This window comes from Pseudomonas sp. St316, assembly GCF_018325905.1.
In the GTDB taxonomy this organism is placed as follows: domain Bacteria; phylum Pseudomonadota; class Gammaproteobacteria; order Pseudomonadales; family Pseudomonadaceae; genus Aquipseudomonas.
Window position 1 is genome coordinate 6,471,813 of record NZ_AP021901.1, and the last position, 26,281, is coordinate 6,498,093.

At 61.0% G+C, this 26,281-nt stretch carries 26 protein-coding genes; 10 read left to right on the forward strand and 16 right to left on the reverse strand.

Annotation, left to right across the window (positions count from 1 at the left end):
• Nucleotides 1-24: 24 nt before the first annotated feature.
• Together KI237_RS28910 and KI237_RS28915 are read right to left on the reverse strand one after the other, a co-directional pair.
• Nucleotides 25-1,383 (reverse strand): glutamine synthetase family protein, encoded by a 1,359-nt coding sequence (locus tag KI237_RS28910; RefSeq protein WP_018610575.1) that lies wholly within the window; start codon nt 1,381-1,383, stop codon nt 25-27.
• A gap of 40 nt (nt 1,384-1,423) precedes the next feature.
• On the reverse strand, nt 1,424-2,200 hold the full coding sequence (locus KI237_RS28915; RefSeq protein WP_212798051.1) for a gamma-glutamyl-gamma-aminobutyrate hydrolase family protein: 777 nt from the start codon (nt 2,198-2,200) through the stop codon (nt 1,424-1,426).
• Between the two features lie 278 nt (nt 2,201-2,478).
• Here KI237_RS28915 and KI237_RS28920 point away from each other — a divergent pair, with 278 nt between their 5' ends.
• Nucleotides 2,479-3,855 carry a glutamine synthetase family protein gene (locus KI237_RS28920; protein ID WP_014340747.1) on the forward strand — a complete coding sequence of 459 codons (1,377 nt, stop codon included), beginning with the start codon at nt 2,479-2,481 and terminating at the stop codon, nt 3,853-3,855.
• 243 nt (nt 3,856-4,098) lie between these two features.
• On the forward strand, nt 4,099-4,734 hold the full coding sequence (locus tag KI237_RS28925) for a TetR/AcrR family transcriptional regulator (protein ID WP_212798052.1): 636 nt from the start codon (nt 4,099-4,101) through the stop codon (nt 4,732-4,734).
• Between the two features lie 164 nt (nt 4,735-4,898).
• Here the strand turns inward: KI237_RS28925 and KI237_RS28930 are convergent, their stop codons facing one another.
• From KI237_RS28930 to KI237_RS28960, 7 genes are all read right to left on the reverse strand, one after another.
• Entirely contained in the window at nt 4,899-5,114 is a 216-nt protein-coding gene (locus KI237_RS28930; protein ID WP_003177394.1) for a TOBE domain-containing protein, read from the reverse strand.
• Between the two features lie 25 nt (nt 5,115-5,139).
• Nucleotides 5,140-5,946, reverse strand: a complete 807-nt coding sequence (ssuB, locus tag KI237_RS28935; RefSeq protein WP_212798053.1) for an aliphatic sulfonates ABC transporter ATP-binding protein — start codon at nt 5,944-5,946, stop codon at nt 5,140-5,142.
• Entirely contained in the window at nt 5,943-6,725 is a 783-nt protein-coding gene (ssuC, locus tag KI237_RS28940) for an aliphatic sulfonate ABC transporter permease SsuC (protein WP_212798054.1), read from the reverse strand. Before ssuC ends, ssuB begins: the two co-directional genes overlap by 4 nt.
• Before the next feature lie 7 nt (nt 6,726-6,732).
• Nucleotides 6,733-7,881, reverse strand: coding sequence for an FMNH2-dependent alkanesulfonate monooxygenase (ssuD, locus tag KI237_RS28945; RefSeq protein WP_018610594.1), 1,149 nt, complete (start codon nt 7,879-7,881; stop codon nt 6,733-6,735).
• A gap of 24 nt (nt 7,882-7,905) precedes the next feature.
• Nucleotides 7,906-8,871 carry a sulfonate ABC transporter substrate-binding protein gene (locus tag KI237_RS28950; RefSeq protein ID WP_212798055.1) on the reverse strand — a complete coding sequence of 322 codons (966 nt, stop codon included), beginning with the start codon at nt 8,869-8,871 and terminating at the stop codon, nt 7,906-7,908.
• A gap of 90 nt (nt 8,872-8,961) precedes the next feature.
• A complete protein-coding gene (gene ssuE, locus KI237_RS28955; protein WP_212798056.1) occupies nt 8,962-9,555 on the reverse strand; it encodes an NADPH-dependent FMN reductase in 594 nt (197 codons plus the stop codon).
• Nucleotides 9,556-9,866: 311 nt separating this feature from the next.
• A complete protein-coding gene (locus KI237_RS28960; protein ID WP_212798057.1) occupies nt 9,867-10,505 on the reverse strand; it encodes a peroxiredoxin in 639 nt (212 codons plus the stop codon).
• Nucleotides 10,506-10,839: 334 nt separating this feature from the next.
• Here KI237_RS28960 and mntA point away from each other — a divergent pair, with 334 nt between their 5' ends.
• Nucleotides 10,840-11,235: a type VII toxin-antitoxin system MntA family adenylyltransferase antitoxin gene (gene mntA, locus KI237_RS28965; protein ID WP_212798058.1), complete on the forward strand. Its 396-nt coding sequence runs from the start codon at nt 10,840-10,842 to the stop codon at nt 11,233-11,235.
• Complete coding sequence (gene hepT, locus KI237_RS28970; protein ID WP_212798059.1) at nt 11,225-11,659, forward strand: type VII toxin-antitoxin system HepT family RNase toxin; 435 nt, start codon at nt 11,225-11,227, stop codon at nt 11,657-11,659. The genes mntA and hepT overlap by 11 nt, the downstream gene beginning before the upstream one ends.
• 64 nt (nt 11,660-11,723) lie before the next feature.
• On the opposite strand, the gene KI237_RS28975 is transcribed toward hepT, so the two are convergent.
• The 3 genes from KI237_RS28975 to argE all read right to left on the reverse strand — a co-directional run bounded on the left by KI237_RS28975 (nt 11,724) and on the right by argE (nt 16,118).
• The gene (locus KI237_RS28975; protein ID WP_212798060.1) at nt 11,724-13,049 is read right to left on the reverse strand and encodes an OprD family outer membrane porin; all 1,326 of its coding nucleotides are present in this window, start codon (nt 13,047-13,049) and stop codon (nt 11,724-11,726) included.
• A gap of 474 nt (nt 13,050-13,523) precedes the next feature.
• A complete protein-coding gene (gene argA / locus KI237_RS28980) occupies nt 13,524-14,822 on the reverse strand; it encodes an amino-acid N-acetyltransferase (protein WP_212798061.1) in 1,299 nt (432 codons plus the stop codon).
• A gap of 138 nt (nt 14,823-14,960) precedes the next feature.
• Nucleotides 14,961-16,118, reverse strand: a complete 1,158-nt coding sequence (argE, locus tag KI237_RS28985) for an acetylornithine deacetylase (RefSeq protein WP_212798062.1) — start codon at nt 16,116-16,118, stop codon at nt 14,961-14,963.
• 158 nt (nt 16,119-16,276) lie between these two features.
• Between argE and KI237_RS28990 the strand changes: the two genes are divergently transcribed.
• Nucleotides 16,277-17,644 (forward strand): CYTH domain-containing protein, encoded by a 1,368-nt coding sequence (locus KI237_RS28990; protein ID WP_212798063.1) that lies wholly within the window; start codon nt 16,277-16,279, stop codon nt 17,642-17,644.
• Nucleotides 17,645-17,756: 112 nt separating this feature from the next.
• Here the strand turns inward: KI237_RS28990 and KI237_RS28995 are convergent, their stop codons facing one another.
• A complete protein-coding gene (locus KI237_RS28995; protein WP_212798064.1) occupies nt 17,757-18,227 on the reverse strand; it encodes an Lrp/AsnC family transcriptional regulator in 471 nt (156 codons plus the stop codon).
• A 126-nt stretch (nt 18,228-18,353) separates the two neighbouring features.
• Here KI237_RS28995 and KI237_RS29000 point away from each other — a divergent pair, with 126 nt between their 5' ends.
• From KI237_RS29000 to KI237_RS29020, 5 genes are all read left to right on the forward strand, one after another.
• Nucleotides 18,354-18,692, forward strand: coding sequence for an ACT-like domain-containing protein (locus KI237_RS29000; RefSeq protein WP_212798065.1), 339 nt, complete (start codon nt 18,354-18,356; stop codon nt 18,690-18,692).
• Nucleotides 18,693-18,836: 144 nt separating this feature from the next.
• On the forward strand, nt 18,837-20,621 hold the full coding sequence (gene tfpB / locus KI237_RS29005; protein WP_212798066.1) for a type IV pilus assembly ATPase TfpB: 1,785 nt from the start codon (nt 18,837-18,839) through the stop codon (nt 20,619-20,621).
• Nucleotides 20,622-20,825: 204 nt separating this feature from the next.
• Nucleotides 20,826-21,746 carry an SPFH domain-containing protein gene (locus tag KI237_RS29010; protein ID WP_003206668.1) on the forward strand — a complete coding sequence of 307 codons (921 nt, stop codon included), beginning with the start codon at nt 20,826-20,828 and terminating at the stop codon, nt 21,744-21,746.
• A gap of 9 nt (nt 21,747-21,755) precedes the next feature.
• Nucleotides 21,756-22,205 (forward strand): NfeD family protein, encoded by a 450-nt coding sequence (locus KI237_RS29015; RefSeq protein WP_212798067.1) that lies wholly within the window; start codon nt 21,756-21,758, stop codon nt 22,203-22,205.
• Between the two features lie 65 nt (nt 22,206-22,270).
• Nucleotides 22,271-22,591 (forward strand): DUF2388 domain-containing protein, encoded by a 321-nt coding sequence (locus tag KI237_RS29020; protein WP_170846005.1) that lies wholly within the window; start codon nt 22,271-22,273, stop codon nt 22,589-22,591.
• 177 nt (nt 22,592-22,768) lie between these two features.
• Here KI237_RS29020 and gcvH read toward each other — a convergent pair whose 3' ends face one another.
• The 3 genes from gcvH to KI237_RS29035 form a co-directional block, all read right to left on the reverse strand.
• Entirely contained in the window at nt 22,769-23,152 is a 384-nt protein-coding gene (gene gcvH / locus KI237_RS29025; RefSeq protein ID WP_212798068.1) for a glycine cleavage system protein GcvH, read from the reverse strand.
• Between the two features lie 51 nt (nt 23,153-23,203).
• Nucleotides 23,204-24,286 carry a glycine cleavage system aminomethyltransferase GcvT gene (gene gcvT / locus KI237_RS29030; RefSeq protein WP_212798069.1) on the reverse strand — a complete coding sequence of 361 codons (1,083 nt, stop codon included), beginning with the start codon at nt 24,284-24,286 and terminating at the stop codon, nt 23,204-23,206.
• 155 nt (nt 24,287-24,441) lie between these two features.
• Complete coding sequence (locus KI237_RS29035) at nt 24,442-26,058, reverse strand: ABC transporter permease (RefSeq protein WP_212798070.1); 1,617 nt, start codon at nt 26,056-26,058, stop codon at nt 24,442-24,444.
• Nucleotides 26,059-26,281: the final 223 nt, after the last annotated feature.

Here is a 26,281-nt window from a genome sequence, read left to right on the forward strand (position 1 = left end):
CCTGAAGCAGCCCCGCCCGGCGCTTCAGACGGCGAAGAGCAGGAATTCCCGCTCCCACGAACTGATGACGCGCTTGAAGTTTTCATGCTCGGCCCGCTTGACCGCGACGTAGCCTGTGATGAATTTCTTGCCCAGGTATTTCTCGATGGTGGTGCTGTTTTCCATGCGCTCCAGGGCGTCTTCGATGGTCAGCGGCAAACGCAGGTTGCGGCGTTCGTAGCCTCGGCCCACCACCGGCGCGCTCGGGTTGATGCCTTCGACCATGCCGATGAAGCCACACAGCAGGCTGGCGGCAATCGCCAGGTACGGGTTGGCATCGGCGCCCGGCAAGCGGTTTTCCACCCGGCGGTTCTGTGGCCCGGCATCCGGCACGCGCAGGCCGACGGTGCGGTTCTCCTCGCCCCATTCCACGTTCACCGGCGCCGAGGTGTCCGGCAGGAAGCGGCGGAACGAGTTGACGTTGGGGGCAAACAGCGGCAACAGCTCGGGGATGAATTTCTGCAGGCCGCCGATGTGGTGCAGGAACAGATCGCTCATGGTCCCGTCTTCATTGGAGAAGACGTTCTTGCCGGTTTCCTTGTCGATGATGCTCTGGTGCAGGTGCATCGCACTGCCCGGCTCGCCGGTCATGGGCTTGGCCATGAAGGTGGCCGCCACGTCGTGCTTGAGTGCCGCTTCGCGCATGGTGCGCTTGAACACCAGGATCTGGTCGGCCAGGGACAGGGCATCGCCATGACGGAAATTGATTTCCATCTGCGCCGTGCCGTCCTCGTGGATCAGGGTATCGAGGTCCAGTTCCTGCAGTTCGCACCAGTCGTAGACGTCTTCGAACAGCGGGTCGAATTCATTGGCCGCTTCGATCGAAAAGGACTGCCGGCCGGTTTCCGGGCGGCCGGAGCGGCCAACGGGCGGTTGCAGCGGAAAGTCCGGGTCGTCGCTGCGCTTGGTCAGGTAGAACTCCATTTCCGGCGCGACGATCGGCTGCCAACCCTTGTCGGCGTAGAGCTTGAGTACTTTCTTGAGCACGTTGCGCGGCGACAGCTCGATGGGGTTGCCCTGCTTGTCGTAGGCGTCGTGAATGACCTGGGCAGTGGGCTCGATGGCCCAGGGCACAAGGAATACTGCGTTCTCGTCCGGGCGGCAGATCATGTCGATGTCGGCGGGGTCGAGCAGTTCGTAATAGATGTCGTCTTCGACATAGTCGCCGGTAACGGTCTGGAGCAGAACGCTCTCGGGCAGGCGCATGCCTTTCTCGGCGATGAACTTGTTGGTCGGCGAGATCTTGCCCCGGGTGATACCGGTGAGGTCGCCAATCATGCATTCGACTTCTGTGATCTTGTGGTCTTTCAACCAATCGGTGAGCTGGTCGAGGTTGTTACTCATAAATGCCTCTAGGCGTGAGTTTCCTGACGGCTATTAGTCGTCAGGCGTTGTTTGACGCATCGGCGTCGCGTTGTGTTGCCCTTGCTCGGCAGGCATCGCCAAATGCCTGGAAAATCGCAAGGTAGTGCGGGTGAGAGCTTACCTCCCATTCGGGGTGCCATTGCACACCTAAAGCAAAAGCCTTGCCTTTTGGCACCGAAACAGCCTCGATCAGGCCATCGGGCGCCATCGCTTCGGCCCGCAACCCAGGCGCCAGGCGCTCGATACCCTGGCTGTGGATCGAATTGACCGCTATCTGTCGAGGCAGCCCCAGGCCTGCCAGTACACCACCAGGCTGGATATTCACGGCGTGGGCAGGGCCGTATTGAACATCCACCGCTTGAGTATCGTCTTCACGATGATCGATGAACGTTCCGACTTCATGAACGCTCTGATGCAGGCTGCCGCCAAAGGCTACGTTCATCTCCTGGAAACCTCGGCAAATGCCCAGCACCGGGATGCCCGCCTCGACAGCGGCGCGGATCAGCGGCAAGGTGGTGGCGTCCCGTGCAGGATCATGAGCAGTGCCTGGCGCACTGGCCGGGCCCTGGTAATGAAAAGGTTCTACATTGGAAGGAGAGCCGGTAAAAAGAATGCCGTCCAGGGCGTCCAGAATATCGGACGGCGGGAACAGATCCGCCAGGGACGGGAGCAGCACTGGCAAGCCCTTGGCGGCTGTCGCGACAGCCCGGGAATATTTATCGCCACTGATGTGATAAGCATGCAGACCAATCTGCCTGGAGCAGGTGGTGACGCCGATTAACGGCAGGCGAGACATGAAGCACCCCGATATTATTGCTGTTATGGGTTTGAATCGAGCTTAGCCTTGTTCATTTTTTTACACAACACCCCCGTAAAAAATACAACACGCCCCGCTCAAGCCCGCGGTCGGCAAGACCCTTAAAGGGAAAAAAACGCCCTAAATTGCCTCAAAAAAGCCCTGCAGGTGCTTTTTTAGGGCAAAAAAGGCCCTGCTTGACTTCGGCATGCCGTTCGGGTTGACTGGCTTTCGAAGAGATCAATGATTGATATTTTTAACAACAAAGGTGTTGCATCATGTCGGTACCCCCGCGTGCCGTTCAGCTTAACGAAGCGAACGCGTTCCTTAAGGAACATCCTGAGGTTCTGTACGTTGACCTTCTGATTGCGGATATGAATGGTGTGGTGCGCGGCAAGCGCATAGAACGCACCAGCCTCCACAAGGTTTACGAGAAAGGCATCAACCTGCCGGCCTCTTTATTTGCCCTGGATATCAATGGCTCTACGGTGGAAAGCACCGGCCTGGGTCTGGACATCGGCGATGCCGACCGGATCTGTTATCCAATCCCTGACACCCTGTGCAACGAGCCTTGGCAGAAGCGCCCCACTGCGCAACTGTTGATGACCATGCACGAACTCGAAGGCGAGCCTTTCTTCGCCGACCCACGGGAAGTCCTGCGCCAGGTCGTGACCAAGTTCGACGAATTGGGCCTGACCATCTGCGCCGCATTCGAGCTGGAGTTCTACCTGATCGACCAGGAGAACGTGAATGGACGCCCACAACCGCCTCGCTCGCCGATCTCCGGCAAACGCCCGCACTCGACCCAGGTCTACCTGATCGATGACCTCGACGAATACGTCGATTGCCTCCAGGACATTCTGGAAGGGGCCAAGGAGCAAGGCATTCCCGCCGACGCCATCGTCAAGGAAAGTGCCCCGGCGCAGTTCGAAGTGAACCTGCACCACGTGGCCGATCCGATCAAGGCCTGCGACTATGCGGTCCTGCTCAAGCGTCTGATCAAAAACATCGCCTACGACCATGAAATGGACACCACCTTCATGGCCAAGCCTTATCCGGGCCAGGCGGGTAATGGTCTGCACGTCCACATCTCGATTCTTGATAAAGATGGCAAGAATATTTTTGCCAGCGAGGATCCCGAGCAGAACGCCGCACTGCGTCACGCGATCGGCGGTGTGCTCGAGACCCTGCCCGCGCAGATGGCGTTCCTCTGCCCTAACGTCAACTCCTACCGCCGCTTCGGCGCACAGTTCTACGTGCCGAACTCGCCGACCTGGGGCCTGGACAACCGCACCGTGGCTTTGCGCGTCCCTACCGGCTCGGCCGATGCCGTGCGCCTGGAACACCGCGTCGCCGGTGCCGATGCCAACCCGTACCTGCTGATGGCTTCCGTGCTGGCAGGCGTGCACCATGGCCTGGTCAACAAGATCGAGCCCGGTGCGCCGGTGGAAGGCAACAGCTACGAGCAGAACGAGCAAAGCCTGCCGAACAACTTGCGCGATGCCCTGCGCGAGCTGGACGACAGCGAAGTCATGGCCAAGTACATCGACCCGAAATACATCGATATCTTCGTGGCCTGCAAGGAGAGCGAGCTGGAGGAGTTCGAACACTCCATCTCCGACCTTGAATACAACTGGTACCTGCATACCGTGTAAGTGGTTGCAGTAAAGAGAAACGCCGCAGCCCCAAAGGCTGCGGCGTTTTTTTATGGATGCAGGTTGGATGGCCGCCTTCGGCGGATCGCGAGCAAGCTCAGCTCCCACATTGGATCGAGGGTGATCAACTGGCCCAGGCTCATCACCGTTCCCTGTGGGAGCAAGGCTTGCCCGCGATGACGGCTTGGCAGACAACACAGAAACCGGCTCGTACAATGCCCGGCAACCCCGCAGGAGACGTCCATGACGCGCATCGCCACCCCCCGCAAACCCCGCGCACGCAGCCAGGCCCGGATCGACACCATTCTCGATGCCGCCCGCACGCTGCTTGCCGCCGAAGGCGTGGCCAGCCTGTCGATCTACAGCGTCGCCGAACGCGCCGGGATCCCACCCTCCTCCGTGTATCACTTCTTCGCCAGCGTCCCGGCCCTGCTCGAAGCCCTGACCGCCGATGTCCACGCCGCCTTTCGCGCCTGCCTGCAAGCGCCGATCGACCATGGCGCGTTGAACCACTGGCACGACCTGTCACGGCTGGTGGAACAGCGCATGCTCGTCATCTACGGCCAGGATGCCGCCGCCCGCCAGTTGATCCTGGCCCAGCACGGCCTGACCGAAGTCACCCAGGCCGACCGCCAGCACGACCTCGAACTGGGCGACCTGATGCATAAGGTGTTCGACCACCATTTCGAGCTGCCGACCTTGCCCAAAGACGTCGACGTGTTCGCCCTGGCCATGGAACTGGGCGACCGCGTCTACGCCCGCTCGGTACAACAACACGGCCAGATCACCCCGCGCATGGCCGAAGAAGGCATGCGGGTGTTCGATGCGTATCTGGGGCTGTATCTGCCGCCGTACCTCCCCAAGCGTGAAGCGCCCTGAGCCAAGAGTCGCCTCATCGTGGCGAGGGAGCTTGCTCCCGCTGGGCCGGTCCGACGCCTCGGGCGCAGCAGCCCCAAACCTCACCCAAGCGTGTTCACACGCCAGCAGAAAGCCAAAAAGCCCCGAAGGGCTCACGCCGTCCGGGGCTGTGGGTGATGCATCGTTCACAACTTGGCGATCGACACCTCGGTGGATTTGACGAAGGCGATCACTTCGCTACCGATCGCCAGTTCCAGCTCCTTGACCGAGCGGGTGGTGATGACCGAAGTGACGATGCCCGACGCGGTCTGCACGTCGATTTCCGACAACACGTCGCCTTCGACGATTTCCTTGATGGTGCCTTTGAACTGGTTGCGTACATTGATGGCTTTGATAGTCATGGTGTCGATTCCTGTTTGGATGAGGTTATTGCGCCCAACGCAATTGCGTGGGCAAGGGTGAAACGGGTTCGGGTTCCGGCGGTTGGCCGGGCAAGGACAGCACACGGTTGAGGACTTCGGTTTCCAGGCTCGCCAGGCGATGAGAGCCGCGAACCCGCGGGCGCGGCAGGTCGATGGACAGGTCGAGGCCGATCTGGCCGTCCTCGATCAGGATCACCCGGTCGGCAATCGCCACCGCCTCGCTGACGTCGTGGGTCACCAGCAACACGGTGAAGCCGTGCTGCTGCCAGAGGTTTTCGATCAGTTGCTGCATCTCGATACGGGTCAGGGCGTCCAGCGCTCCCAACGGTTCGTCGAGCAGCAACAGGCGTGGCTGATGAATCAGCGCGCGGGCCAGGGCCACCCGTTGTTTCTGCCCGCCGGACAACGCCGCCGGCCACTCATGGGCGCGGTCGGCCAAACCGACAGCTTCCAGTGCCTGCAGCGCCTGCGGGCGCCAGTTGCCCTTGAGCCCGAGGCCGACGTTGTCGATGATTTTTTTCCAGGGCAGCAAACGCGCTTCCTGGAACATCAGCCGCGTGTCTTCCCGTGCAGCGCTCAGGGACGCGGAGCCAGCCAGCAACTCTCCTGCCGTGGGCTGGTCGAGGCCGGCCAGCAAACGCAACAAGGTACTTTTGCCGCAGCCACTGCGACCGACCACGGCCACGAACTGCCCGGCCGGGATATGCAGGTCGATGTCGCGTAATACCTGGCGCGTGCCGAAGGTTTTTTGCAGCTTGCGCACCGCCAGCGGGATGCCACGCAGCAAGCGCGGAGGTTGTTGGGCGGTCATGCGACACCTCCCTTGTTCACTTGGTACGCCGGGTGCCAGCGCAGCCAGACCCGCTCAAGCCCACGGGCGGCAAGATCGGCCAATTTTCCCAGCACCGCGTACAAAAGAATCGCCAGCACCACCACATCGGTCTGCAGGAATTCCCGGGCATTCATCGCCAAATATCCAATACCGGAACTGGCCGAGATGGTTTCCGCCACGATCAGCGTCAGCCACATGAAACCCAGGGCAAAACGCACGCCCACCAGGATCGAAGGCAAGGCGCCCGGCAGGATCACCTGGCGAAACAAGCTGAAGCCGGACAAGCCGTAGCTGCGGGACATTTCCACCAGCGCCGGGTCGACGTTGCGGATGCCGTGGTAGGTGTTGAGGTAGATCGGGAACAACGTACCCAGCGCCACCAGGAAAATCTTCGCCGACTCATCGATGCCAAACCACAGGATCACCAGCGGAATCAGCGCCAAGTGCGGGACGTTCCGAACCATTTGCACGGAACTGTCCAACAGGCGCTCGCCCCATTTCGACAAACCGGTGATGAAGCCCAGGGCCAGGCCGATGCCGCCGCCGATCAAAAAGCCCACCGCCGCGCGCCAACCGCTGATCGCCAGGTGCGTCCAGATCTCGCCGCTGCGCACCAGGTTGACCCCGGCCTCGATGACGGCCACGGGTGCCGGCAGGATCCGGGTGGACAACCAACCGGCCGACACCGACAGTTGCCATACCGCCAGCAACAGCAGCGGCACCGCCCAGGGCGCAAAGTTGTGGATGATTTTCTTCATGGCCGCCTCAGCTCTGGGACGCGGCTTTGGGAAGAATATCGTTGGCGACCATTTCACCGAACGGGCTCACATAGCCCTGGCTCTTGGGCAACTCCGGGCGCTCCACGTCCAGGTGTGGGAACAGCAGTTCCGCCACGCGATAGGACTCTTCCAGGTGTGGATAACCGGAGAAGATGAACGTGTCGATGCCAAGGTCGGCGTATTCCTTGACCCGCGCCGCCACGGTCGGACCATCGCCCACCAGCGCCGTACCGGCCCCGCCGCGAACCAGGCCGACACCGGCCCAGAGGTTGGGGCTGACTTCCAGCTTGTCGCGACGGCCACCGTGCAGGGCGGCCATGCGTTGCTGGCCCACCGAATCGAAGCGCGCCAGGGAAGCCTGGGCACGGGCGATGGTGTCGTCGTCCAGGTGAGAGATCAGCCGGTCGGCCGCTTGCCAGGCTTCGGCGTTGGTTTCCCGCACGATCACATGCAGGCGGATGCCGAAGCGCACGGTACGGCCGAGCTTCGCGGCCTTGGCCCGCACTTGTTCGATCTTTTGCGCCACGGCTGCGGGCGGTTCGCCCCAGGTCAGCACCATTTCCACCTGCTCGGCCGCCAGGTCCTGGGCCGCTTCCGACGAGCCACCAAAATACAGGGGTGGACGCGGTTGCTGGATTGGCGGATAGAGCAGCTTGGCGCCCTTCACACTGATGTGCTCACCGTCGTAATCCACGGTTTCACCTTCCAGCACCCGGCGCCAGATGCGGGTGAATTCCACCGACGCCTGGTAGCGTTGCTCGTGATCGAGGAACAGGCCGTCGCCGGCCAGTTCGTCCGGGTCGCCGCCGGTCACCAGGTTGAACAACGCACGTCCGCCGGACAACCGGTCGAGCGTCGCGGCCTGGCGCGCCGCCACCGTCGGGGAAATGATCCCGGGGCGCAGGGCGACGAGGAATTTCAGGCGCTGGGTCACCGGAATCAGCGAAGCGGCCACCAGCCAGGAGTCCTCGCAGGAACGCCCGGTGGGGATCAACACGCCGCCGAAACCCAGTCGGTCCGCCGCCTGGGCAACCTGCTGCAGGTAACCGTGATCAACGGCGCGGGCGCCTTCGGCAGTGCCAAGGTAATGGCCGTCGCCGTGGGTAGGCAGGAACCAGAAAATATTGAGGCTCATGGAGTGGTCTCCTAAGGGATCGAATTACTGCGCTTTCGCAACGGCCGCCGGCGGCGTCCAGATCACGTCCTTGATGCTCAAGGGCTTGGGAATCAATTTGAGCTGGTAGAAGCTGTCGGCTATTTTCTGCTGCGCCGCCACCACTTCCGGCGTGAGGAACAACGCCCCGTAGCCTTGGCGTTTCACCGAGGTCAGGGTGATGTCCGCCGGCAGGCCGAGCAACGGCGAGACCTGCTGGGTCACGTCTTCAGGATTGGCCTTGGACCACTCCCCCACTGCGCGCACTTCTTCCACCAGCGCCGTGATGACCTGGGGATTTTTTTGCGCATAGGGTTTGGTGGCGAGGTAGAACTGGTGGTTATCGACGATGCCTTTGCCGTCACGCAGAGTGCGTGCCTGCAACTGCTGTTCGGCGGCAGCCTGGTACGGATCCCAGATCACCCAGGCGTCGACGCTGCCACGTTCGAACGCGGCGCGGGCGTCGGCCGGCGGCAGGAAAACGGTCTGGATGTCGGAATACTTCAAGCCAGCATCTTCCAGCGCCCGCACCAGCAGGTAGTGGACGTTGGAGCCTTTGTTCAGCGCGACTTTCTTGCCCTTGAGGTCTTGCACCGACTGGATCGCCGACCCCTTGGGCACCAGGATCGCCTCGCTGGTGGGCGCCGGTGGCTCGTAAGCGACGTAGAGCAGATCGGCGCCTGCGGCCTGGGCAAACACCGGCGGGGTTTCACCGGTCACGCCGAAGTCGATGGAACCGACGTTCAAGCCTTCAAGCAGCTGCGGGCCGCCGGGGAACTCGGTCCATTGCACGTCCACCCCTTGGGCTGCGAGGCGTTTTTCCAAGGTTCCCTTGGCTTTGAGCAGCACCAGGGTGCCGTACTTCTGATAACCGATCCGCAAGGTCTCGGCTTGAGCTTGAGTAATGACGCCGAGGGACACAGCCGCAGCAAACAGAGCGACCAGCCCGCGACGCAAAATGACAGTGCGCATGGCGCCTCTCCTTTTTGCTGTGGGGTTTTGGCTGCACCTGCTTGGCCGTTGGCGGCTGAGTAAGGTGAGTTGAATCAGGGTGTTCGGGGTTCAAATGCTCCAGCGAGCACTCAACAAACGTTCGTTCAATACACGAGGGTCCAGCGGCTTGGGCCGACGGGCCATGGCGCTGAAAAACTGTTCCAGCGCCTCGTCCAGGCGCTGTTGCAGGGCCGGCACCAATTGCGCCTGGGCGCTGCCTTCGCCATAAGCGATCTGGCTGTCTTCGGCAAAGATCCCGTGGAGCATTTCCTGGGCCTTGAGCGCCGACAACACCGGCTTGAGGGCGTAATCCACCGCCAGCATGTGGGCGATGCTGCCGCCGGTTGCCATCGGCAACACCACTTTATGGGCCAGGGCCCGTTCAGGCAGCAGGTCCAGCACGGTCTTCAACGCACCGGAAAAAGACGCCTTGTACACCGGCGTGGCAATCAACAGGCCATCGGCATTTTCGATCTGCTGGAGCAGGTCGACCACCTTCGGGCTGTCGAAACGGGCATGGAGCAGATCTTCGGCCGGGAAGTCGCGCACCTGATAGCTCACTACCTCCACACCTTGTTGCTGCAACCAGCGTTGCGACCGCTCCAGCAGCACCCCGGAGCGGGAGCGTTGGCTGGGACTGCCACCGAGTAAGACGACCAACATGCCTGCGATTCCTTAACTGTCACGTGCGATTCGCGGTGGGCGATCTCGCTGCATGGGTCAAACCATAACAGGGGATTATTATATCTTTAAATCATATTTATTCATTTGGTTATGCAATTTAGAGATATAAAATTCACTTTCCCAAATGCAATAAAAAAGGCCGTCGAAACGGCCAAAACCCTTAGTGCACAGCTATTTCCCTGTGGGAGCGAGCTTGCTCGCGATGGCGTCGGATCTGCCAGCGGCGATGTCGACTGATAGACCGCTATCGCGAGCAAGCTCGCTCCCACAGGTTCAGGTCAGGTTTTGCGTCAGCGATTGGGCTGCGGGGTCAGGCGCAGATAAGGTTTCACAGCGCGGTAGCCCTTGGGAAAACGCTGCTTGAGCTCCTCTTCATCCTTGAGCGACGGTACGATCACCACCTCGTCACCGTCCTGCCAGTTGGCCGGGGTGGCGACTTTGTAGTTGTCGGTCAATTGGAGCGAGTCGATCACCCGCAGGATCTCATTGAAATTGCGTCCGGTGCTGGCCGGGTAGGTAATGGTCAGGCGGATCTTCTTGTTCGGGTCGATCACGAACAAGGAACGCACCGTCAAAGTGTCACTGGCGTTGGGATGGATCAAGTCGTACAGGTCCGACACCTTGCGATCGGCATCGGCCAGGATCGGAAAATTGACCACGGCGTTCTGGGTCTCGTTGATGTCCTCGATCCACTTGTGGTGCGAGTCCACCGGGTCGACCGAAAGGGCAATGGCCTTGACCCCGCGCTGGGCGAACTCGTCCTTGAGCTTGGCGGTCAGGCCCAACTCGGTGGTGCACACGGGCGTGAAATCCGCCGGATGGGAAAACAGCACACCCCAGCTGTCACCGAGCCACTCGTGAAAGCGAATCTTGCCGGCGGTGGAATCCTGTTCGAAGTCGGGGGCGATGTCGCCGAGTCTGAGGCTCATGGTGCGGCTCCTGGATGAGGTTGTTGTGAGCCCAACTTTGCACCGGTTTCGTTTGCTTTAAAAAGAATAAATATCCATTTATTTAGATCTCTAGTGAATATAAAAAACTGTTCACTGGCACCACAACGCATAGCGGCCCAAGATCATTTCCGAGGTTTCGAGAAGGCCTCGAGTTGCTGAAAAGAGGAGAAGGTTCGGGGAAGGCTACAGGGGTGGGCCAGACCCGAAACGCAAAAGCCCCGCCCGGCGTATTGCCGGGCGGGGCTTTTTTGTTTTGTATTCACATGACGAAATTATTGACGCGGTTTCAGGACGAGCGGCTAGGATAGGCAACATGAACACTCAAGCCTTGTTGACTCACCTGCAAAACCATCTCCCCGGCCTGCTCGCGGTTTACCTGTTCGGGAGCCATGCACAGGGCACCGCGGGGCCTGGCAGTGATGTCGATCTGGCTGTGCTCTTGTCCGGCGAGGTTGACCCTGTGTCGTTATGGCAGCTTTCAGGTGATTTGGCGGATATCGCGGGCAGTCCGGTAGATCTGATTGATCTGCGCGGGGCAACGACCGTCATGCAATACCAGATTGTGACCCGAGGCCAGAGACTCTGGGCCAGAGACGTACAGGCGGGGTTGTTCGAGTGTTTCATTCTCAGCGAAAAAACCGCTCTCGATGAGGCTCGGGCGGGATTGCTCAAGGATATCCAGGAAGAAGGCAGCGTGTATGGCCGATGACGTACTGATCAATAAGGCAGCAAGTATCGAGCGCTGCGTCGCCAGAGTACGGGAGGAATATGAGAAGGATCCTGCTACGTTTGCCACCGATTTCACTCGCCAGGATTCGGCCGTCCTGAACATCCAGCGTGCGTGTGAAGCGGCCCTGGATATGGGACAGCATTTGATTCGACGTGAGCGATTGGGTGTCCCGCAAAGTGCTCGCGATACATTCGAGTTGCTTTTCCAAGGGGGCTGGGTGCAAGAGGGCCTGGTGAAGAACCTGAAGAACATGGTGGGCTTCAGGAATATCGCCGTGCATGACTACCAGGCGCTGCAATTGCCGATCATGGTTGCCATCATCACCGGGCATCTGGATGATTTCCTGGCGTTCAGCGCGTTCATACTGCGTAAGGACGCGATAGAGTCCGCACCACAACGCTGAGTCGGTCAACAAAAAAGCCCCGCCAGACGCAATGTCGGGCGGGGCTTTTTAACGCGACTACGTCTTACATGAAGTTGTAAGTGTAGTTGAAGATCAGGCGGGTCTGATCCTGGTCGGCAATACCGGTGCCGCTGCCACGGTAGGCGCCGTGACGCAAGGTGGTGCCGAAGCCTTTCAGAGGGCCTTGCTGGACGACGTAGTCCAGGCGCATGTCACGTTCCCACTCGGACGTGTCGCTGCCGCCGGTAGCCGACTTGATGTCATCACCGTGCAGGTAGGCAATCGAAGCCTTCAGGCCTGGAGCACCCAGGGCCGTGAAGTCGTAGGAGTATTGACCGAAGGTGGTGTTTTCACCGGCACGGACAAACGCGTTGATCATGCTATCGGTGAACAGGTAGAAGCTGGAACCACCCGCGCCTTCGTTACGACCGGCGTCATTGAGCAGGCTGCCCTGGTTCAGGTAGACGAAGCCACCATCATCGCCGACTTGTTGGTGACCCAACAGGAACGCGCTGCCGCCCAGGGTGTAAGTGAACATGGCACTCCAGGTCTTGTTATCGACCTCGCCCGGGTTCTTGGCATAGCCACCGTTGTTGTTGAAGCGATAGCCAGCATCACCGTTGCGGCCATCCGAGCTGCTGTCGAAGTAACGCAGGTCAGTCTTGAACGACTGGCCCTCGCTGATCGGGAAAACGTGTACGGCGCCCAGGAAGTGCTGCTTGTAGTAATCCTGCAAGTTGGCGTAGTAGTACTGCAGCGTCAGGTCCTTGGTGACCTTCCAGTCGGCACCGCCGTAACGGAACTGATTGCTGTCTTCAGTACCGCCGTTTACTGACATGCCGGTGCTGTTGCTCCCGGCACGACCAACAACGTGTTCCAACTGACCGGCGTTGAACGTCACATTGTCGATTTCCTTGGAGGTGATGGTGCCACCTTCAAAGGTTTGCGGCAGCAGACGACCGTCGCTGGCGACCAGGATCGGCAGGTTAGGCGCCAGGGCGCCACCCAGATGGGCCTCGGTCTTGGAGAACAACGCCTTGACGTTACCCGACAGACGGCTCCAGTCGTGTACGGCGGAACCATCGGAATCACTTGGAACGAAAGAGTTGGTATCCGGGTGATGGCCTTTACCGCCATCGAGGTGGATACCCACCAATGCCTGGGCATCGATACCAAAACCAACGACGCCTTGAGTGAAGCCGGACTTGTAGTCGAACTTCAGACCAGTGGCTGTCTCACGCTGATCATTGCCGCCTTCGCGGTTATCGTTATCGAAGTACAGCGTACGAGAACTGACAGACGCCTTGCTGTCTTCAATAAAACCGGCGGCGCCTGCCTGCTGCGCCAAAACCCCAACGGCCACAGCAATGGCCAAGGTGGACTTCTTCATGCTTAGCTCCTCTCGTTTTCTAATTCTTGTGTGTCTTTGGTTCCGGATCGAACGCCCGGATTCCGCGGATGCGCGATTAGCGCCAGACCGTGACTGACAAGTCAATCGTAACCATTTATGACTACGACTATGGTCTAACCCCCTCTACACCGGCCCGCAGGATAATGGATTCTTTATAATTCCAAAAAGAATTGTTTCAACAGTTTTCAGCTCGTTTCGACATATGGCCATCATCACAGCACCATCAGGCCGTGACATGACTTATCGGCGACGCAGGAAATTACTGAACGATAATTCGTCGGGGATTTACGAGGCCCGCGAATTCTTGGCGACGAGCTCTGTTTGCGCGCCTCCTGCGCCTTCGATTCCTGTTCAAGACAGTTCGCGCATGCCGCGATCTTGACGTGTTCCAGACTAGCCGCTCATTGTCTGAAATCAAGAAAATCGCGACAGGGCAAGTTTTTCGACGGCCGCCTACAAGGTTTTTTCGAAGATTTTCGAATTGCGCTGGTAGTTGTAGAGCGAAGCCCGCGCCGCCGGCAGGCGCTCGACAGTGCTGGGTTCAAAACCACGTTCACGGAACCAGTGGGCAGTCCGCGTCGTCAGCACGAACAGCGTCTTGAGCCCTTGGGCGCGAGCCCGGGTTTCGATCCGTTCCAGCAGCTCATCGCCGCGGCCACCGTGGCGGTACTCCGGGTTCACTGCCAGGCAGGCCAGCTCCCCGGCATCCGAATCGGCGATCTGGTACAGCGCCGCGCAAGCGATGATCATGCCTTCGCGCTCGACCACGCTGAACTGTTCGATCTCGCGCTCCAGCACTTCGCGGGAGCGACGCACCAGGATTCCCTGTTCCTCCAGCGGACTGATCAGGTCAAGCAGGCCGCCGACATCCTCGATGGCCGCCTCGCGTACCACTTCGAATTGTTCCTGGGCCACCAGCGTACCGCTGCCATCGCGGGTGAACAGCTCAGCCAGCAACGCACCGTCCTCGGCATAGCTGACGATATGGCTGCGCGCCACGCCGCCACGACAGGCCTGGGCCGCCGCATCCAGCAGTTCGGCCTGATAGTCGCTGCCCAAGCGTTGCATATGACCCGGAACCTGTTGCGGACGCAGTTCGCGAACCAGCCGTCCGTCCTCGCCGATCAGTCCCTGCTCAGCCCCGAACAGCAGTAGCTTGTCGGCCGCCAGGTCGATGGCCGCGCGGGTGGCGACGTCTTCACAGGCCAGGTTGAAGATCTCGCCGGTGGGCGAATAACCCAACGGCGACAGCAATACGATGGAGCGCTCGTCCAGCAGGCGATTGATGCCCTTGCGATCGACCCGGCGCACTTCACCGGTGTGGTGATAATCCACGCCTTCGAGCACGCCGATGGGACGCGCGGTGACCAGGTTGCCGCTGGCGACCCGCAGCCGCGAGCCCTGCATGGGCGAGGACGCCATGTCCATGGACAGACGGGCCTCGATGGCGATGCGCAACTGGCCGACCGCGTCGATCACGCACTCCAGGGTCGCGGCATCGGTGATGCGCATGCCGTGGTGGTAATGCGGCGTGAGGCCCCGCGCGGCGAGGCGGGTCTCGATCTGCGGGCGTGAACCATGGACCAGTACCAGGCGCACGCCGAGGCTGTGCAGCAATACCAGGTCATGGACGATGTTGCCGAAATTAGGGTGTTCCACCCCATCGCCGGGCAGCATGACGATGAAGGTGCAATCGCGGTGGGCGTTAATGTAGGGCGAAGCGTGACGAAGCCAGTTGACGTATTCGGGCATGAACCTGGACCTGTAATAAATAACAGCCAAAAAAAGACGAAACAGAACGCACAAACGGGCTGGTGGTTATCGTCGGAACAGGCTTGGCGACACGCGCGCTCTCCTCATGTGATGAATACGGACCCGCGAGGGGGCAATTTAACCGGCCGTGGCCGGCGTCAGGCAATAATGGCCGATCAACTGTCGCAACAGCTGTACGGTAGGTTGCAAACGTGACATTTCAAGGTACTCGCCCGGCTGGTGGGCGCAGGCGATATCGCCAGGGCCAAGCACCAGGGTTTCGCAGCCAAGGCGCTGAAGATAAGGTGCTTCGGTGCCGAACGCTACTGCTTCGGCGCGATAGCCGGTGAGTCGCTCGGCTACCCGCACCAGTTCGGCATCCTCGGCCTGTTCGAACGGCGGGACCTCGGGGAACAGCGGCGCATAGTCGATCTTGACCTTGTGCCGCTCGGCAATGGGCTCGAGCTTCTGCCGGATCGCTGCTCGCAACACTTGTGGATCCATGCCCGGCAAGGGCCGCAGGTCGAACTCCATGGAGCACTGGCCGCAGATGCGGTTGGGGTTGTCGCCACCATGGATGCAACCGAAGTTCAGCGTCGGTTGTGGCACGCTGAACTGCGGATTACGGAACTCACGCTGCCATTGCAGGCGCAGGCCGCGCAGTTCGCCCATGGCATCGTGCATGGCCTCCAGCGCGCTGTGGCCCAGGCTCGGATCGGAGGAGTGGCCGCTGCGCCCGAGAATGTCGATGCGTTCCATCATCACGCCTTTGTGCAGGCGAATCGGCCGCAGGCCGGTCGGCTCGCCGATCACCGCCGCGCGTCCCAGCGGTCGCCCGGCATCAGCCAGGGCCCGGGCACCGGCCATGGAGCTTTCTTCGTCGCAGGTCGCGAGAATCAGCAGCGGTTGCTTGAACGGTTGGTCCAACAGCGGCTTGACCGCTTCAATGACCAAGGCAAAAAACCCCTTCATGTCACAACTGCCCAGGCCCACCCAACGGCCATCGACCTCGGTGAGCTTCAACGGATCGGTCTGCCACAACGCGCCATCGAACGGCACGGTGTCGCTGTGGCCCGCCAACACCAGGCCGCCAGGACCACTGCCAAAACTGGCCAGCAAATTGAACTTGCCAGGGTTGACCTGCTGGATATCACAGGAGAACCCCAGCTCCGTGAGCCAGCCTGCCAGCAGCTCGATCACGGCACTGTTGGACTGGTCCAGCCCAGGTTGGGTGCAACTGACCGAAGGTGCGGCGATCAGGGCAGCGAATTGATCTTTCATGGACGGCAAAGGCATCGCTGACTCCGGGCTTACAGATTGACGTTCATCATAGAACCATCTGGCGCCAGGAATAAACCGCCGCAGCACCTAGGGCGAGTGAGTCCTGTACACTGCACGACCTTGGCAGCCACACCTTCCCCCGGCTGCGCACCCGATCCCTGGATTTTCCGGCCATGCAGAAAGAAACCGAAATCAAACTCCGCGTCAGCCGCGAGACCCTGGCAGCCTTGCGCGAGCATCCGCTGCTGAAAAAACGCAACAAGAGTGGCTGGGAACGCCACGAACTGATGAACCAGTATTTCGACACACCGGAGCGTGACCTGGCCCAGGCCAAGGTCGCCCTGCGCCTGCGTCGCGATGGCGAAGAGGTGATCCAGACCCTCAAGACCCGCGGCCAGAGCGTCGCCGGCCTGTCCGAGCGCAACGAGTACGATTGGCACCTGCCCAAGGCCAAGCTCGACCTGAAGAAGCTCGACGGCGAATGCTGGCCCGAGGCCTTGGCCGAACTGGACAAGAAAACCCTCAAGGCCATCTTCACCACCGATTTCGTTCGCGAACGCGCTGAGATTGCTTGGGGCCGTGGCAAAAGCAAGGTAGTCATCGAAGCCGCCCTGGACCTGGGCCACGTGGCGGTCGGCAAGCAGAAGGAAGAAATCTGCGAACTGGAGCTGGAACTGCGCGAAGGCGAACCCGCCGCCCTGCTGGAACTGGCCGCCGAGCTGGCCGCGACCCTGCCCCTGATGCCCTGCGACATCAGCAAGGCCGAGCGCGGCTATCGCCTGCATGACGCGGGCAGCTACGCTCTCAGCCTGCCGGCCCCGCAACTGACCGCCGAAACGCCGCTGGATGACGCCTTCGCCGCGCTGAGCTGGCATCTGCTCGGCAGCAGCCAACGCCTGGCCGAGCAATACCGTTTCAACGGCCACTGGCGCCTGCTGCAGGACTGGGTGGAAAATCTCGCCGAACTGCGCGCCCTGCTCAGCAGCCTCGGCCAGGCCGCGCCGCGCCAATCGACCCACGACTTGCGCCTGGCCCTGGACGCGTTGCTGGAAGACTGGCGCCCACTGGTCCAGGCCGGCCTGGATGACGAAGACGTGCGCAAGGCGGCGCCGGAACAGTTCCTTGAAGAGCTGCAAGACCCGCGCTGGGGCCTGTTTTCCCTCAACACTTCACGCTGGCTGCTGGCGCGCAGCTGGGCCGCCGAGCGCAACACCCGTGGCAATCGCCAGGGCGCGGCGCAACTGGGCAGCTGGCTGCCGCGCCTGCTGGGCGAAGAATCCTCGGCCCTGCAGCTGCAACGCTACCAGCAGCAGCCGGAAGACCTGGCCGAGCAACTGCCGCGTATCGAACGCATCCAGGCCTGGCTGCACCACGCTCGCCATGTGCTGGAGATTCCGGAAATGGATCGCCTCTACGGTGAATTGAACAAACTGGCGCAACTGGCCAACCAACCGATCACCGACGAAACGCTGGATGCGCGCAAGCAGCAGGCGATTGCGGTTTACCAGAATCGGGCTTGGAAGACTTTGTTGCGCCTGTGATACCGCCATCGCGAGCAAGCTCGCTCCCACACCGGATCTTCAGGGAACAGAGATCCCCTGTGGGAGCGAGCTGGCTCGCGATGAGGCCAGCACAAACACCGCAAGAACCAGCTCAGCGCAGTACCGGCAAGCTCGTCGTCGACTTGATCTCGGACAGCGCCACGATCGAGTTCACTTCCTGGATCCCCGGCACCATCGACAGCTTTTCGAAAAAGAATCGCTCATACGCCTCGATATCCGCCGTGACGATGCGCAGCAGGAAATCCACCGCCCCCATCAGCACGTAACACTCCAGCACTTCGGGGAAGCCGCGGATTGCCTCGGTGAATTCGGTGAAGTTCGAACGACCGTGAGCGTTGAGTTTGATTTCGGCGAAGATCTGCGTGTTGAGGCCGATTTTTTTGCGATCCAGCAGGGTCACCTGCCCGCGAATGATGCCCTCGTCCTTCATCCGCTGGATCCGCCGCCAACATGGCGATTGAGACAAGCCGACCTGTTCGGCGATCTGCGCACTGGACAGCGAGGCATCCTCCTGCAGCAGCGCCAGTATCTTGCGGTCGTAGCTATCCAGCTCGCTATGCATAATCAAACCCGAAATGAATGATTCAGAGAATCAAGCGATTCGAAATATCGCCAGAATCACTCATCTTAGATAAGAAATACCCCGAGGCGCATGTAAATATTTCTCCCGCCGCCCAGGAGACCGAACATGCCCCCACACGAAGCCGTTGCCATCACCCCGACCCGCGCCGACGTCTGGCACGTCGCCAATACCCATTGCCGGGTGCAGTACCAGATATTGGCCGAAGCCGAGCCGGATTTACTCTGCCGGGCGTTGAACCTGTTCGCCTTGCAGGGCCTGACGCCCCGGCAGGTTCAGGTCGAGCGCCTCGACGATGTGTTGTCGCTGGACATCGTCATGGACGGGCTGAGCTGGCACCGTGCCCAGGTCATCGCAGAAAAATTACGTAACTTGATCAGCGTCTGCTCGGTGGACCTGCAAGACGCTGATATAGCGCGGGTTGGGTCGGCCCACGCAGCGGGATGAGGGTCCACGGGCAAGATTTCGCAACGCATTGGTCGGGTAGTGGCCCAACGATCTACAGCGTCGGGACTATTCTTTTGCAGACCGAGCGAGGACGCCGAGGCGTCTGTATCGCGGCTTTGCTGCAATTGTCCAATAGGAACCCGCATGTCCACCAAACACGCCACTCAGGACCGCTGGCTGGACCTCAACGATCTGCTGCGCCAACTGGTCACCCAGGGCCTCATCAGCCAGGATTCAGCCGAAACCGCGCTGAACGCCCGTCGACGCCACAGCGCCAATAGCCAGTTGCATCCGCTGGAGTTCATCGCCAACCAGCATCTGGATGACCTCAGCCGGCCCGGCAAGCGCCTGGACCTGGAGAACCTGACCCTGTGGTTGTCTCAACAGGCCAGCCAGCCGTACATGCGCATCGACCCGTTGAAAATCAATGTCGCCGCCGTGACGCCCTTGATGTCCTACGCCTTTGCCCAGCGCCACAAGATCCTTGCGGTGGCGGTCGATCGTGACGCCGTCACCGTCGCCAGCGCACAGCCCTACGTCAATAGCTGGGAAGCCGACCTGACCCACGTGCTCAAGCTGCCGATCAAGCGGGTGGTCGCCAATCCGGTGGACATCCAGCGCTTGAGCGTGGAGTTCTATCGCCTGGCCAAATCGGTCAGCGGCGCCACCACGGTCGATCAGCAACCGAGCAACCTGAGCAATTTCGAACAGTTGCTCAACCTCGGCGCCAGCGACCAGGAGCCGGACGCCAACGACGCCCACATCGTCAATATCGTCGACTGGCTGTTCCAGTACGCCTTCCAGCAGCGCGCCAGTGATATCCACATCGAACCGCGCCGCGAGCAGGGCACCGTGCGGTTTCGCATCGACGGGGTGCTGCACACCGTCTATCAGTTCCCGCCGCAGGTCACGATGGCAATCGTCAGCCGTCTCAAGAGCCTGGGGCGGATGAATGTCGCGGAAAAACGCAAACCCCAGGACGGCCGGGTCAAGACCAAGACACCGGACGGTGGTGAAGTGGAATTGCGCCTGTCGACATTGCCCACCGCGTTCGGCGAAAAAATGGTCATGCGGATCTTCGACCCGGAAGTGTTGCTCAAGGACTTCGACCAACTCGGCTTCTCCGCCGACGATCTGCGTCGCTGGCAAGACATGACCCGCCAACCCAACGGCATCATCCTGGTGACCGGACCCACCGGCTCCGGCAAGACCACCACCCTCTACACCACGCTCAAGAAACTGGCGACGCCGGAAGTGAACCTCTGCACCATCGAGGACCCGATTGAAATGGTCGAGGCCTCCTTCAACCAGATGCAAGTCCAGCACAACATCGACCTGACCTTCGCCGCCGGGGTACGGGCACTGATGCGGCAAGACCCGGACATCATCATGATCGGTGAAATCCGCGACCTGGAGACCGCCGAGATGGCAATCCAGGCGGCGCTCACCGGGCACCTTGTGCTGTCGACGCTGCACACCAACGACGCGCCGAGCGCCATCAGCCGCCTGCTGGAGCTGGGTGTGCCCCATTACCTGATCAAGGCCACCGTGCTCGGGGTCATGGCCCAGCGGCTGGTGCGCACCCTGTGCCCGCAATGCAAGGCCCCCCTGGCCCTGGATGACGATGACTGGCAAACCCTGACGAGGCCCTGGCAGGCGCCGCTGCCAAGCAATGCCCAACAGGCCGTCGGTTGCCTGGAATGCCGTGACACCGGTTACCGCGGCCGCGCCGGCGTCTACGAAATCATGCAACTGACCGACAGCGTCAAGGCCTTGATCCACCCCGACACCGACCTGCTGGCGGTGCGCCGCCAGGCATTCAAGGAAGGCATGCGCAGCCTGCGGCTGTCGGGGGCGCAAAAGGTGGCGGCGGGCTTGACCACGGTCGAGGAAGTGCTGCGGGTGACGCCGCAGAGCGAGCAGAAGTAGCGCCAGCGGGTGGGAGCAAGGCTTGCCCGCGAAGAAGACGACGCGGCCTCTCGGGGAAGCGCGGTGCCTGCATCGCGAGCAAGCTTTGCTCCCACAAACATGGGCTTGCTCTCACATAGGTTTGCTCCCACAGAATGATGATAATGGCCGCGTGCCCTACACTCAGGGCTCGCAGGTCTATCTCAATTCGCACAGGGAACCGTCATGCAGATCGGTAGCGTACTTTTACTTTTCATCGGCCTCGTGGTCGCCATCCTGTTCATGGGTTTCAAGGTCGTGCCCCAAGGCTACCAATGGACCGTCGAGCGGTTCGGGCGCTACACCAACACGCTCAAGCCCGGCCTGAACATCATCATCCCGGTGATGGACCGCATTGGGCGCAAGATCAATGTCATGGAAAGCGTGCTGGACATCCCACCCCAGGAAGTCATTACCGCCGACAACGCCACAGTGCAGATCGACGCCGTGTGCTTCTTCCAGGTGGTCAATACGGCCCAGGCCGCCTACGAGGTCAACAACCTCGAGCACGCCATCCGCAACCTGCTGCAAACCAATATCCGTACCGTGCTGGGGTCCATGGAGCTGGACGCGATGCTCAGCCAGCGCGACGGTATCAACGAAAAACTGCTGCGCACCGTCGATGAAGCCACAGCGCCGTGGGGCATCAAGATCACCCGGATCGAGATCAAGGACATCAGCCCGCCAGCCGACCTGATGGCCGCCATGTCGGGGCAGATGAAAGCCGAACGTATCAAGCGTGCCCAGATCCTCGAAGCCGAGGGCCTGCGAGCGTCGGCGATTCTCACCGCCGAAGGCAAGAAGCAGGCGCAGATCCTCGAGGCCGAAGGCAGCCGCCAGGCCGCGTTCCTGGAGTCCGAGGCCCGCGAGCGCCAGGCACAAGCCGAAGCGCTGGCCACCCAGGTGGTGTCCCAGGCGATTGCCGACGGCAACGTCCAGGCCGTGAACTACTTCGTCGCGCAGAAATACATCGATGCGCTGGGCAAACTGGCTTCGGCCAACAACAGCAAGGTGATCCTGATGCCACTGGAAGCCAGCCAGGTCATCGGTGCGGTCGGCGGCATTGGCGAGATCGTCAAGGCCACCTTCGACAGCAAGAAAGCCTGAGGCGCGCGTATGTGGATGTTCCTGCAACACATGTCGTACTGGGACTGGCTGGCGCTGGGCGTCATCCTGCTGATCCTCGAAGTGTTCGGCGCCGGCGGCTACTTGCTGTGGATCGGCATGGCCGCAGCGGCAGTCGGCGTGCTCACGTTCATCCTGCCGCAGCTGCCGTGGGAGCTGCAGTTCCTGTTGTTCGGCCTGTTCGCCATCGCAACAGCACTGTACTGGTGGCGGCGCCAGCGCAGCGCGGTGCGCCAAAGCGATCAACCGCACCTGAACCTGCGCGGGCAAGAGCTGATCGGCAAGGTCTTCCAGGTTCATGAAGCGATTGTCGATGGCCGCGGCAAGATCAAGGTGGCCGACAGCGTCTGGATCGCCAAGGGGCCCGAGTCGTCCGTGGGCACGCGGGTCAGGGTGGTGGCGCAGGAAGGCGCGGTGCTGCAGGTGGAAAGGGCTGACTGAGAAGTCATGGAACTGAATAGAGGCGCAGGTAATCCAACGTCATAGTTAACCCAGTGGAGTCACCCATCATGCGTCTCAAACTTGCTGTCGCTACCCTAGCCTTGCTGTCTCTTCCTGTTGGCTCGGCAATGGCCGACACGTTTTGGCGTAACGTCATCTCATCCGGTGCGACCACCGGTTCCACCTACCTGACTTTCAAGGATCACAAGCTGATCGTCGCCGCCCAGGACGACGCCGGCAGTTTCGTCGCCAGTGACGGCGGTATTCGTGGCCCCTACCTGGAAGCGGCGATGCAGAAAGTGCGTGCCGACAACCCAGGCCTGCAAGCCACGGACATGGAACTGGCCAACGCAATCCTGGCGAAAAACGCCGTCGCCCAGGACTGATTCCCGGCCCATAAAAAATGCCGCTCGATGGAGCGGCATTTTTTTGCCCGGTGAACACCCCGAGGCCGTCCCCCCTGTGGGAGCGAGCTTGCTCGCGATAGCAGTGTGTCAGTCAACATCAATGCTGCTGGTCCACCGCTATCGCGAGCAAGCTCGCTCCCACAGGTGCAGTCGTCCTTATTCGCCGATAGCAGCCTTATAGCCTGCCGCATCGAGCAACGTGCCCACCTCGGCCTTGTCGCTTGGCTTGAGCTTGAAGATCCAGGCACCGTACGGATCGGAGTTCAGCAGTTCCGGCGAACCGCCCAACTCTTCGTTGACCGCAATCACTTCACCCGCAACTGGGGAGTAGATGTCGGAAGCGGCTTTGACCGACTCGACCACACCGGCCTGGTCACCTGCGCCAAAGACCTTACCGACTTCAGTCAGCTCGACGAATACCACATCGCCCAAGGCTTCCTGCGCATGATCGCTGATGCCCACGGTGACGGTACCGTCAGCTTCCAGGCGTGCCCACTCATGGCTTTCGGCAAAATGTAAATCGGTAGGGATAAAACTCATACTCTGTGTCCTCAAGAGAAGTGTCAGCGGCCAGCGGCCCGCCGCAAAAGGTTAGATCAGGGTTTTGCCATGGCGGACGAAGGTCGGTTTGACCACCCGTACCGGATACCACTTGCCGCGAATTTCTACCTCGGCACGGTCGGCGGTAGCCATCGGAACACGTGCCAGGGCGATCGACTTGCTAAGCGTAGGAGAAAAACTACCACTGGTGATCTCCCCTTCGCCAACATTGGCGATGCGAACCACCTGATGGGCGCGCAAAACACCCCGTTCTTCCAGCACCAGCCCGACCAGTTTGTGCTGCACACCGCTGGCAAGCTCGGCTTCCAGCGCACTGCGCCCGATGAACTGGCGGCTCAGCGGTTCCCAGGCGATGCTCCAGGCCATGTTCGAGGCCAGCGGCGAAACGTCCTGGTTGATGTCCTGGCCGTAGAGGTTCATGCCAGCCTCCAGGCGCAAGGTATCGCGGGCGCCGAGGCCGATGGGCGAAATGCCGGCCCCTACCAGGTCGTTGAAGAAACTCGGGGCCTCTTGGGCAGGCAAGACGATTTCCAGGCCATCTTCACCGGTGTAGCCGGTCCGGGCGATGAACCATTCGCCATCGGCGCGACCTTCGAAAGGTTTGAGTTGCTGGATGATTTGCCCACGCTGCTGGGTCACCAGTTCGGCAATCTTCTGCCGGGCCTGGGGGCCCTGGATCGCCAGCATCGCCAGCTCGGGGCGTTCATGCAGTTGCACGTCGTAGTCACCGATCTGTGCCTGCATCCAGGCCATATCCTGATCGCGAGTCGAGGCGTTGAAGACCAACCGATAACCGTCCTCGACACGGTAGATGATCATGTCGTCGACGATGCCGCCGCGCTCGTTGAGCATCGCGCTGTACAAGGCACTGCCTGTGTCCTGCAAACGATCGACGTCATTGGCCAGCAAGCGCTGCAGCCAGACCTTGGCCTGGACGCCGGCGACATCGATCACGGTCATGTGGGATACATCGAACACTCCACAGTCGCGACGCACCTGATGGTGTTCTTCGACTTGCGAGCCGTAGTGCAAAGGCATATCCCAACCGCCAAAATCGACCATCTTCGCGCCAAGGGCGAGATGAAGGTCATACAGAGGCGTACGCTGTCCCATGGGTTTCTCCTTCCGGGCTTGGCGAAGGTGCGGACGGGCACTGCGTAGCGTGAGCGTCTGAAAAAAGGAGTTTTCTGACGTTCTCAGTTGCCCGGTCCGACAGACGGACCGCACCGAATGCCGCGCATTGTAGCCGCATGAGGTAGGACTGACACCTAGCTGTTTCGATGGGCCGAACGTCGTATCAATCCGATGACCGGCAACAACCCCACCAGCACCAACGTCAGGGCCGGCAGCGCGGCCCGGGCCCACTCGCCTTCGCTGGTCATCTCGAAGATCCGCACCGCCAGCGTGTCCCAGCCGAACGGGCGCATCAGCAGGGTCGCGGGCATTTCCTTGAGCACGTCAACGAACACCAGCAACGCCGCGCTCAAGGTGCCGGGCAACAGCAAGGGCAGATACACTTTGAAAAACAGTCGTGGCCCACTGACCCCAAGGCTGCGTGCAGCCTCGGGCAAAGACGGACGAATTCGCGCCAGGCTGCTTTCCAATGGACCGTAGGCCACGGCCAGGAAGCGCACCAGATACGCCAGCAACAGCGCCGACAGGCTACCCAGCAACAACGGCTTGCCTGCGCCGCCTAGCCAACTCGACAGCGGGATGACCAGCTCACGGTCCAGATAGCTGAATGCAAGCATGATCGACACCGCCAGCACCGAACCGGGCAAGGCATAGCCCAGGTTCGCGAGGCCGACGCCGGCACGAATCGGACGGGTTGGCGCCAGTCGTCGGGCGAACGCCAGCAGCAAGGCCACGCAAACGGTAATCAGCGCGGCCAGGCCGCCCAGGTAGAGGGTGTGGACGATCAGCCCGGCATAACGTTCGTCCAGGTCGAAACGACCGCGTTGCCAGAACCACACCACCAACTGCAGCACCGGAATGACAAAGGCACAGGCGAACACCAGCAAGCACCAACTGCTGGCTGCCACGGCCTTGAGACCGCGCAACGTATACAAAGCCTTCGCTCGGGGCCGCTCGTTACTGGCTCGATGGGCACCGCGGGCCCGGCGTTCGCCGTAGAGCACCAGCATCACCGCCAGTAACAGCAGGCTGGCCAGTTGGGCAGCGCTGGAGAGGCTGAAGAAACCGTACCAGGTCTTGTAGATCGCGGTGGTAAAGGTGTCGAAGTTGAACACCGACACCGCGCCGAAATCCGCCAGGGTCTCCATCAGCGCCAACGCCACGCCCGCCCCGATGGCCGGTCGGGCCATCGGCAACGCCACGCGCCAGAACGCCTGCCACGGCGATTGCCCGAGCACCCGGGCAGCTTCCATCAAGCCCTTGCCCTGGGCCAGGAACGCACTGCGCGCCAGCAGATAGACGTAAGGGTAAAAGACCAGTACCAGGACCAGGATCACCCCGCCAGTGGAACGGACCCGGGGCAGGCGCAGGCCGCTGCCGAACCATTCACGCATGAGCGTCTGTACGGGGCCTGCAAAGTCCAACAGGCCGACGAAGACAAACGCCAGCACGTAGGCCGGAATCGCAAACGGCAGCATCAACGCCCAGTCGAGCCAGCGTCGCCCGGGGAACTCACACAGGCTGGTGAGCCAGGCGAGACTGACACCCAGCAGCGTCACCCCGACACCCACGCCAAGGATCAACGTGAGGGTGTTGCCCAACAAGCGCGGCATTTGCGTGCCCCACAAGTGGGACCAGATCTGTTGGTCGATGCTCTGCCAGGACAGCAGCAAGACGCTCAAGGGCAACAGGACCAGCGCGGCGATGGCGAAGACCAGGGGATACCAGCGGCGTTGGGCGGGGTGGGCCAAGGAATACTCTCGTTAAACAAACAGGACTTGCTACCGCTGGACTCTGTAGGAGCTGGCGAAGCCTGCGATCTTTTGATCTTTTGATCTTTTGATCTTTTGATCTTTTGATCTTTCGCTTGAGATTCAAGTGTCTGGGGAAAGATCGCAGCCTCGTTGCACTCGACAGCTCCTACACAGCGCCTACACAGTTCCGACAGGCCCGGTGGGAGCGAGCTCCCTCACC

Coding starts and splice junctions, on each gene's coding strand:
- ssuB (WP_212798053.1), bottom strand. CDS start 5,946: ATGACCGCCCAACAACCTCCGCGCTTGCTGCGTGGCATCCCGCTGGCG.
- KI237_RS28975 (WP_212798060.1), bottom strand. CDS start 13,049: ATGAAGAAGTCCACCTTGGCCATTGCTGTGGCCGTTGGGGTTTTGGCG.
- KI237_RS28960 (WP_212798057.1), bottom strand. CDS start 10,505: ATGAGCCTCAGACTCGGCGACATCGCCCCCGACTTCGAACAGGATTCC.
- hepT (WP_212798059.1), top strand. CDS start 11,225: ATGGCCGATGACGTACTGATCAATAAGGCAGCAAGTATCGAGCGCTGC.
- KI237_RS28990 (WP_212798063.1), top strand. CDS start 16,277: ATGCAGAAAGAAACCGAAATCAAACTCCGCGTCAGCCGCGAGACCCTG.
- argA (WP_212798061.1), bottom strand. CDS start 14,822: ATGCCCGAATACGTCAACTGGCTTCGTCACGCTTCGCCCTACATTAAC.
- KI237_RS29000 (WP_212798065.1), top strand. CDS start 18,354: ATGCCCCCACACGAAGCCGTTGCCATCACCCCGACCCGCGCCGACGTC.
- KI237_RS29015 (WP_212798067.1), top strand. CDS start 21,756: ATGTGGATGTTCCTGCAACACATGTCGTACTGGGACTGGCTGGCGCTG.
- KI237_RS28930 (WP_003177394.1), bottom strand. CDS start 5,114: ATGACTATCAAAGCCATCAATGTACGCAACCAGTTCAAAGGCACCATC.
- gcvT (WP_212798069.1), bottom strand. CDS start 24,286: ATGGGACAGCGTACGCCTCTGTATGACCTTCATCTCGCCCTTGGCGCG.
- gcvH (WP_212798068.1), bottom strand. CDS start 23,152: ATGAGTTTTATCCCTACCGATTTACATTTTGCCGAAAGCCATGAGTGG.
- KI237_RS28910 (WP_018610575.1), bottom strand. CDS start 1,383: ATGAGTAACAACCTCGACCAGCTCACCGATTGGTTGAAAGACCACAAG.
- ssuE (WP_212798056.1), bottom strand. CDS start 9,555: ATGTTGGTCGTCTTACTCGGTGGCAGTCCCAGCCAACGCTCCCGCTCC.
- ssuD (WP_018610594.1), bottom strand. CDS start 7,881: ATGAGCCTCAATATTTTCTGGTTCCTGCCTACCCACGGCGACGGCCAT.
- KI237_RS28915 (WP_212798051.1), bottom strand. CDS start 2,200: ATGTCTCGCCTGCCGTTAATCGGCGTCACCACCTGCTCCAGGCAGATT.
- tfpB (WP_212798066.1), top strand. CDS start 18,837: ATGTCCACCAAACACGCCACTCAGGACCGCTGGCTGGACCTCAACGAT.
- KI237_RS29010 (WP_003206668.1), top strand. CDS start 20,826: ATGCAGATCGGTAGCGTACTTTTACTTTTCATCGGCCTCGTGGTCGCC.
- KI237_RS28995 (WP_212798064.1), bottom strand. CDS start 18,227: ATGCATAGCGAGCTGGATAGCTACGACCGCAAGATACTGGCGCTGCTG.
- ssuC (WP_212798054.1), bottom strand. CDS start 6,725: ATGAAGAAAATCATCCACAACTTTGCGCCCTGGGCGGTGCCGCTGCTG.
- argE (WP_212798062.1), bottom strand. CDS start 16,118: ATGCCTTTGCCGTCCATGAAAGATCAATTCGCTGCCCTGATCGCCGCA.
- mntA (WP_212798058.1), top strand. CDS start 10,840: ATGAACACTCAAGCCTTGTTGACTCACCTGCAAAACCATCTCCCCGGC.
- KI237_RS28950 (WP_212798055.1), bottom strand. CDS start 8,871: ATGCGCACTGTCATTTTGCGTCGCGGGCTGGTCGCTCTGTTTGCTGCG.
- KI237_RS28925 (WP_212798052.1), top strand. CDS start 4,099: ATGACGCGCATCGCCACCCCCCGCAAACCCCGCGCACGCAGCCAGGCC.
- KI237_RS28920 (WP_014340747.1), top strand. CDS start 2,479: ATGTCGGTACCCCCGCGTGCCGTTCAGCTTAACGAAGCGAACGCGTTC.